The organism is Moorena sp. SIO3I6, from assembly GCF_010672095.1.
The window spans coordinates 1-3,007 of sequence record NZ_JAAHHU010000512.1; the positions used below are offsets into that span (position 1 = coordinate 1).

Sequence of the window (3,007 nt, forward strand, 5' to 3'; positions counted from 1 at the left end):
TTCCCGATTCCCGATTCCCGATTCCCGAATTAAACTAAGCCGGTGAGTCGCCTCACCGACTCGTCTTCAAAACCGTACGTGACACTTTCGCATCATACGGCTCCTCATCAAACGGAACCATTGTCATTGGTACCTCTAAAATGGGTTTTCATCCAACTCCGTTCGCGTAGGGTGGCCTACGGCGAAAGTGTTGATTTTCGACCGGTGTTTAATATCATGGCAATGTAGGTGTAATAATTCCAGGTTTTTATCCAAGTCATTTCCACCTATGGAGCGTGGTATTATATGGTGTTTTTCCAATAAATCTCCATCTCTAAAGGTAAGACCACAATGAGCGCATTTCCCTTGTTGCCGTTCTAAAAGCCTTCCTTTCTGAGTGGTCATCTCGGGATGCTTTCTCATTCTGGTACTCCAATAAATCAGGTCTCCATCGTAGGGACTTCTGGTTTCCTTGACTTTTACATGCCTGACTATTTCTGTTTTGGCGTGTTTTAGAAGATAGTTATCTTCATTGGTCTTGAACATCCAGTTGTCTTTCCCTATGGTGCCCCAATATTTCTTGGTTACCCATGTTCTGGATTTCTTGGGGTGTCTCTGATTTCCCCATCGTCTGAGTTTATTCCATAACATGTATCCCAATTTTTTGAATGTTTCTTTACTACAGACTGAACTGTAGTAATTACACCATCCACGTATGATGGGTTTAAGGTTGCTTATTAGGGCTTCCTGTGGGGCGGCTCTGTGTCGGTCGATGACTCTTGAGAGCTGTCCATAATGTTCTAGAACTTTCTCTTTAGACGGTTTTATAATGGTTTTAAAACCTTGTTTTGAGTGGTTCTTACCTACTTTATATTGACGGATATTGAATCCAAGAAAGTTAAATCCATCAAATGTATGAGTAATTTTTGTCTTACTTGGTTTTAATTCCAATCCCATGTCATGTAGCCATTTGTTGATGACTTTTTGACATTCTTCTACCACTTTGTGGTCTTGATGGGTGATTATAAAATCATCAGCATAACGGATTAGGCTTAACGCTTGTTTGTTTGCTCGTTTGCTTCCGGGCATTGATTCGGCGTATTTGTTGATCCGTTCTTCCATTCCGTGGAGGGCTATATTCGCTAAAAGTGGAGATATTACACCACCTTGAGGAGTACCTTCTTCTGTAGATGAGAATGTCTTGTTATCCATCACACCGGCTTTGAGCCAGGACTTAATTAAACGTCTCATGGATGGATAGGTATTTAATTTAGTTAAAAGTGCATCATGGTTAATTTTATCGAAGCATTTAGCTATGTCAGCATCTAATACCCATTTGGGTTTTTTGCTTATAGCAATGAATATTGCTTCAATGGCGTCATGGCATGAGCGTCCTGGCCTGAACCCGTACGAATTGGGTTCAAATTTTGCTTCCCATTCTGGCTCAACAGCCTGTTGAGCCAGTGCCTGTAGAGCGCGGTCATACATGGTCGGTATTCCTAATGGACGCTTTTCTGTTTTTCCAGGTTTGGGAATCCAAACCCTTCTGGTAGGTTGCGCCTTTTTAGAGATTTTCAGTTTGGCTACTAAGGCGAGACGTTGTCTATTGGTTAAGGCTTTAATCCCGTCTATTCCAGCAGTCTTTTTACCTTTATTCTCTTGTGTGACCCGACGCACCGCTATCATTTTGGCTGTCCAGGACTTCGTCAGAGTTTTTTGCAGCTTTCGTACCACGCGGACATCACCACGTTGTGAGGCTCGGTATATTCGTTTTTGTAACTTAAATAGGGTCATTTCTAGCTTGCGCCAGTTGACCTTATTCCATTCCGACCGTGAGGCGAACCCCCGAGTTTTAGACTTGTTCATTACTACTTACAACCATACCTTTTCCGTTTGACGTGAGTCCGTCAGCTTATCTTAGGCATTACCCTAGGCATTGGCTTCTGACTCAATCTTGCCCTTATATGACTTGCGGCTAACTGCCTACTCAACAATCGACCTTATTGAGAGTACATATGAGGTTTACTTCGTTCCTGATAACCATTCTTTGGACTTTTAGGGTGGTACTTTTCACCGGGAATTGTTAGGGAAATCATTATGAGATGGGAAATCCTCACAATCCTTAATTCCATGGCCTTTTTGTCTGTAGCGTATCAATCCTTATTTCGCTACCTAGGGATGACGATGATTCTGGTGTACCTTTCTTTCGTACCCATGAGTCCTTTTCCTGTTACTAACATCTTTTCAGGTTAATGATGCTTCACTGTTCGACCCTTGCATCAATCCATGAGTTTGTTAGATTCATGAATCAGGGTAGGGCTGTCACTCGGATTTCACGAGGGATGGATTCTCACCATCATGGTTATCAAGTTGTCATGGTTCAGTTTCCTGGCCAAGCGGCTAATCCCCCAAATCCTTTTTTAGGATAAGGTTTCTAGCCAACGAATCGCACCTCCCTATTCCCTTCAACCGACCGCAAAATCACTATACTGACGCATAAACGGAGTGTGAAAGGCTAATACAATATCATACTTAGGAATTCCCGCATCAGTCAGCTCATTAGCCACACCATATTCCGTTCCATCGTATTGAATCCAAATCTTGTCGTTGATAATATCAATGTGAATCAGGCAGCCATAGACGCGGCGATGCTCTTCCCAACCCACACTAATAATTTGATAGTGGTCGTTTTCTATATCAAAGGAAGTATAGCGGTCTATATCCCCAAACGAAGGTTTAATTTTGCTGTAATCTGTCAAAATTTTCTTAATCGCTTCACGATACTGATTTAATTTATCCATTCCACAATTACCTCCTGCTTAGGATCGAATACTAACAGCTTAACTTGAAACTCTTTAACACTAAGTTGAGGCAGTTCTTCACCAAAAAAATCGTCGTAAATGGATAAGGGAACAGCCAAATAAAGTACTCGTTGTGGTTGCTTCAGCCCTAGTACGATTCGGTAATTCAAAAACTGCCCTAACGCTAAATGAAATTGAAAAACACTAGAAGATGAAATAAAGCTTTA

General features: G+C 41.8%; 3 protein-coding genes. All 3 read right to left on the reverse strand.

The window, feature by feature from the left end; all coding sequences use genetic code 11:
• Nucleotides 1-135 precede the first annotated feature (135 nt).
• Complete coding sequence (gene ltrA, locus F6K49_RS38755; protein WP_293105800.1) at nucleotides 136-1,845, reverse strand: group II intron reverse transcriptase/maturase; 1,710 nt, start codon at nucleotides 1,843-1,845, stop codon at nucleotides 136-138.
• A gap of 599 nt (nucleotides 1,846-2,444) precedes the next feature.
• Nucleotides 2,445-2,738, reverse strand: coding sequence for a XisI protein (locus F6K49_RS38760; RefSeq protein WP_366514284.1), 294 nt, complete (start codon nucleotides 2,736-2,738; stop codon nucleotides 2,445-2,447).
• A 29-nt stretch (nucleotides 2,739-2,767) separates the two neighbouring features.
• Complete coding sequence (locus F6K49_RS38765) at nucleotides 2,768-2,998, reverse strand: element excision factor XisH family protein (RefSeq protein ID WP_293105806.1); 231 nt, start codon at nucleotides 2,996-2,998, stop codon at nucleotides 2,768-2,770.
• Nucleotides 2,999-3,007: the final 9 nt, after the last annotated feature.